The organism is Sulfurisphaera sp., assembly GCF_059755235.1.
This window is the reverse complement of record NZ_DBPRYF010000045.1, coordinates 1-4,587: the sequence shown is the minus strand read 5'-3', so window position 1 is coordinate 4,587 and position 4,587 is coordinate 1. Positions and strand designations below refer to the sequence as shown.

Sequence of the window (4,587 nt, the reverse complement as noted above, 5' to 3'; positions counted from 1 at the left end):
ACTGTAGGACAGTTCCCTGACGCCTTACTTTACGATCCCCAAAACGGTTACATTTACGTAGCTGGTATAGTCTCAAATTCTGTTTCAGCCATCAACCCCTCCACAACCACCTCATAAACCAATCTGACTGTACCGACGATTCCGGTAGCATAACTTTACGATCCCCACGACTCATAAATTAACGTTGCCAATTATCAATCTGGAAAAATTTCAATCATCAACCCCTCCACAAACACAATAATAGGCAATATTAAAATCTACAATTCCACAACAATAATAACTAAAATGAATGCTTTCTCAGAATCATTACTTTACGATCCCCAAAACGGTTACATTTACGTAGCTGATATAGTCTCAAATTCTGTGGTAGCTTTCAACCCCTCCACAAACACAATAATAGGCAATATTACTGTAGGACAGATTCCAGTAGCATTACTTTACAACCCCCAAAACGGCTACATCTACGTAGCTAATTCTCAATCAGGCACTATAAGCATAATTTCTACTTCGGGAGTACCGCCTACAAGCACATCCACAACTTCACCGCCTATAACTACAACGACAAGTACTACGGCTGTCACAACAACACCGACCGCAACACCCTCTACTACTTTTTCTCAAAAGTCAACTACAGCATCTTCAGTTACAACAACGTCTGCAAGTATATCATCCATAGAAGTTTATGCCATAATAGGCGTAATAATAGTGATAATAGTAATTGCAGTAGTTTTACTTAGAAAAAGATAATATCTTTATTTATTTTTATTTTTTATCGATCTCTATCTAAAATATTTTATATAATAACACTAAATCAAGAAAGTTGTTAAATGAAAAATTAACTGAGACATAAAATTTTTGTAAATATGAACTAACTAATCTCTTAGGACTACACTCTCGAGCGGTAAAAGGGACTTTATGTTAAAGTGATTAAATATTTATCTATTTGCTATTTTCACTAGAAGTACAAGTTCACAGAGAAAATTCGATTAGGTAGATGTGTATTCTCGATTCTGTTTGGAAATTTGATCAAAAGCCCTTAAGAAATGAAAGAAGGGAAAGTAAAAGGCAAAAATTCTTTGATACTTAATGCTAAACATTTCTCTATTCGTTTTAAATCACGCTTTTATCTTTGTTTGTTAACTAACAATCATGACACCAGAAGAAGCATATTCAATTCGCCTCATTTCAGAGGTTAAACTAAGTGAGCCCGGTTTACTACATGTTGAAACATGGATTGAAAATGAAAAATACAAATCTGCAATATTCTTGGACAAACAAAGGATAACCTTTGGCGGTAACGAATCCCAGCCGACTTTTCACGACAGTTATCTCTATTACGTGAAAAGTAGTAAAAAGGAAGCGAGCCTAATTAGGCAAAAGCCTTATGGTGAATCTGAAAACGTCGTATCTTTAGCAAAAATTCAAAAATACACTTTTCATAAACAAGGCATCTTAATAATAGGAGAAGAGAAAATTCATCCTAGTTCTGTTTTCTCAGTAAATAAATTGAAATATAGATTTGATGGAAGAGGACTTTTAAGAACTAGGCAATCTCTTTTCTTTTTCTCAGATACTTTAAAGAAGATAGTGAGTGGAGATTTCGATGTGACAGACGTAGCTACTAACGGAAATAGAGTTGTAATATCAGCAACCAAAGAGCAAGACGACTACGGTCTTAGTGACATTTACGAGGTCGATATAAATAGTGGAGAGTTGAAGAGGATAACCAAGGGAGAAGGAAACGTAACTTCTATCAGTATGGATGAACAAGGAAGGATAGCATATTTAGGCCATAGAAAAGGGAAAACTCCATGGGCTGTGAGAGAGATTATTTTCCCTGAAGAGGATAAATCGTATCTGTGTGGAAAGACTTGCGGTAACACTGTCCTTTCAGACCTATTTGATAACGTGAAGGAAAAGATAATTTTCAAAGAAGGTAAAGTAATGACTTTAGGTCAAATTGGTGGAGAGGTTCACTTATACTCAATTACTGATGGTAAGGTAGAAAAAATCACTGAAGGGAACATTGTGGTTAAGGGCTTTGACTTTACTAGAGACAAGATCGTTTATTTCTATTCTACTCCAGAAAAACCCGTTGTCATGAAATATGGGGAAGACGTCTACGATCCTAACCCTCAAGTTAAAGGAATTTCCCCTATTAAGATTGATGGTGAAATTGAAGGTTGGGGGATTATAACTGACCCTAAAAATCCAACAATCCTATTCATTCATGGTGGTCCTCATACGGCTTACGGTTATGCTTACTTCATTGAATTTCAGTTCTTCGCAAACCACGGTTATAACGTGATTTACGCAAATCCTAGCGGAAGCCAAGGATATGGAGAGGAATTTGCTAAAGCTTGTGTGGGTGATTGGGGTGGAAAAGACATGAGGGAACTTCTCACTTTCGTGGACAATGCAAGAAAGAAGTTTAACCTTTCTGGTAAACTAGGAGTTACTGGTGGTTCTTATGGTGGTTTTATGACTAACTGGATTGTTACTCAGACAGACATTTTCTCTGCAGCAATAAGTGAGAGAAGCATTTCTAACCTAGTTAGCATGTGCGGTACTAGTGATATAGGATTTTGGTTTAACACAATTGAGGCTGGAATAGAAGATCCTTGGAGTAAGGAAGGAATTGAAAAACTAATGAAAATGTCCCCTATATCTTACGTGAAAAATGTCAAGACACCTACGATGTTAATTCATGGGGAAGTAGATTATAGATGTCCAATAGAACAAGCGGAACAGTTCTTTATTGCACTAAAAATGAATGGCGTCCCAACTGAGTTAGTGAGGTATCAAGGTGACGGTCATGAACATGCCAGAAGAGGGAATCCTAAAAATATGGTGGATAGACTGAAAAGGAAGTTGGAGTGGTTTGATAATTATCTAAAGAAGTAAAGTTGAAAACGCTGACATAATAAGGTCAGTTTTTAAAATCCTCTAGAGATTTTATATTTATGAATTTAGTAAAGCTACTGGTACTAGGGAATCTTGCTGTTGTATCTTATTTCATCTTAGAGAAAGGGATTACTATTGACTTTCTTCCCTTACTGGCATTTTCAGTAGCAACTTCAATTTCTTCCTCCCCTAGAGTTCTAGGTGTAAGTCTAATAATTGGTTCATTGGATATACCCTTACTGTTCATCTCCCCTATTCCACTTGTTACTTTAGCATTTGCTCTATCTATAACTGCTCTTTCTCTTCTTTCATTAAAAATTGAGAAAGTAAAATTTGTAGTTTTGCCAATTTCTGTTGTCTTCTTTTTCTTTTTAGGCTCTTTTCCTCTCTTCCTCTACTCTTTCGTCGTCTTAGGTTCTACTTTACTTCTCTTTGACAAGATAAAAGACCCTAGACCTCTCTTCACAATAGCAATACCTTATTTTCTGACTCAGCTTTTCTTTCTTTTCTTCTTTTCTCTTCTAAGTTCCGGCTTTTCTCTCATGTTGTTTAATGAAATTGCCTTTAATTCTAAAATAGTTTTACCTTCTGTAATAGTTATTCTCCTAGTTATATTCGCCAGTGAATTTATAGAAAATAAAAACGTTCTAGTTAGTTTAGCGTCCTTAATTCTTAGCGTTATTATCCTCTTCGTTTATCCGCAATATGCTCTCGTATATTCCTCTTCTTCAGCTATCGTTATTAACAGCATTCCTTCAGAAAAAGACATAGAGTCATTAATGTTAAAGAACATTGATAATGACAAAGTACTCCAAGACCTCCTTCTAGAGTACAAGGAAGATCTAACTCCATTATATTGCAATTTAGTAAATCAAGGTAATTGTAAGGCTGTTGTAAAAATCCCCTCAGCAGTTCCATACAAGATCAACTATGCCCTATGCGACATTAATAAGATTGCTGAATGTTTTGAGAAAATGAAACAAGTCCCTCCGATTGACATAGTGAACTTCCTTTTAGTGGCTAAAAATAAGGACTTAGAATTAGCTGAAAGAATAGGAGAACTAGCTAGGCAAGTAGCCCCATCACCAAAACTGTTGAATATACTTGATGAAATTAAAATACTTAAGATAGAAAATTTGAAGAAAAATTGGGATCCAAAAGTTTGGTTAAATAGAGAGATTTTTGGCTACAAAATAACAGGTTACCTAGGAAAAGGTGGTTCTTCATTTGTATTGGTGGGTGAGAAAGAAGGGAAAAAATACGCAATAAAGATCCCAATACTCTTTCCTTCCTCAACCGCTACTGATAGCTATTATGATTTTATCAATGAATACTCTCAACTTAGAGAGCTCTCTTTTCTTTCCGATAATATTGTTAAGTTCGTCGACTCAAGGATTGATATGCAAGCTATAAGAAAAATTGTAAAAGAAGGAGACGTTCTCTCATATCTTAACGAGCCACCATTATTAGTAATGGAATATATGGAAGGTGGTAGCTCGAAAGATCTGATTTATAATGACAACGTTTTTTACAACTGAAAGTCTCGCTCTTTAGGGCGGGGGATGAAAAGCTTAAATGCGAATAAAGATGATCTGATTTTATGGCTAGGTCAACCGGATTTCAAATCACAGTTCAGATGAAGGTTGCACCTAGTCATGAGGTTAAACACCTTGCGTATGTATA

Annotated in this window: 3 protein-coding genes; all 3 read left to right on the top strand. The window is 35.7% G+C overall.

What is annotated here, in order from left to right:
• The first annotated feature begins 285 nt into the window (after positions 1-285).
• On the top strand, positions 286-747 hold the full coding sequence (locus tag AC3OCB_RS06855) for a YncE family protein (RefSeq protein ID WP_498341601.1): 462 nt from the start codon (positions 286-288) through the stop codon (positions 745-747).
• Positions 748-1,149: 402 nt separating this feature from the next.
• Positions 1,150-2,904 (top strand): S9 family peptidase, encoded by a 1,755-nt coding sequence (locus AC3OCB_RS06850; protein ID WP_498341600.1) that lies wholly within the window; start codon positions 1,150-1,152, stop codon positions 2,902-2,904.
• 59 nt (positions 2,905-2,963) lie between these two features.
• Positions 2,964-4,442 (top strand): hypothetical protein, encoded by a 1,479-nt coding sequence (locus tag AC3OCB_RS06845; protein WP_498341598.1) that lies wholly within the window; start codon positions 2,964-2,966, stop codon positions 4,440-4,442.
• Positions 4,443-4,587: the final 145 nt, after the last annotated feature.

Excerpts from the sequence above, each read along its gene's own strand:
- AC3OCB_RS06855 (WP_498341601.1), top strand. The coding sequence starts at position 286 with ATGAATGCTTTCTCAGAATCATTACTTTACGATCCCCAAAACGGTTAC.
- AC3OCB_RS06850 (WP_498341600.1), top strand. The coding sequence starts at position 1,150 with ATGACACCAGAAGAAGCATATTCAATTCGCCTCATTTCAGAGGTTAAA.
- AC3OCB_RS06845 (WP_498341598.1), top strand. The coding sequence starts at position 2,964 with ATGAATTTAGTAAAGCTACTGGTACTAGGGAATCTTGCTGTTGTATCT.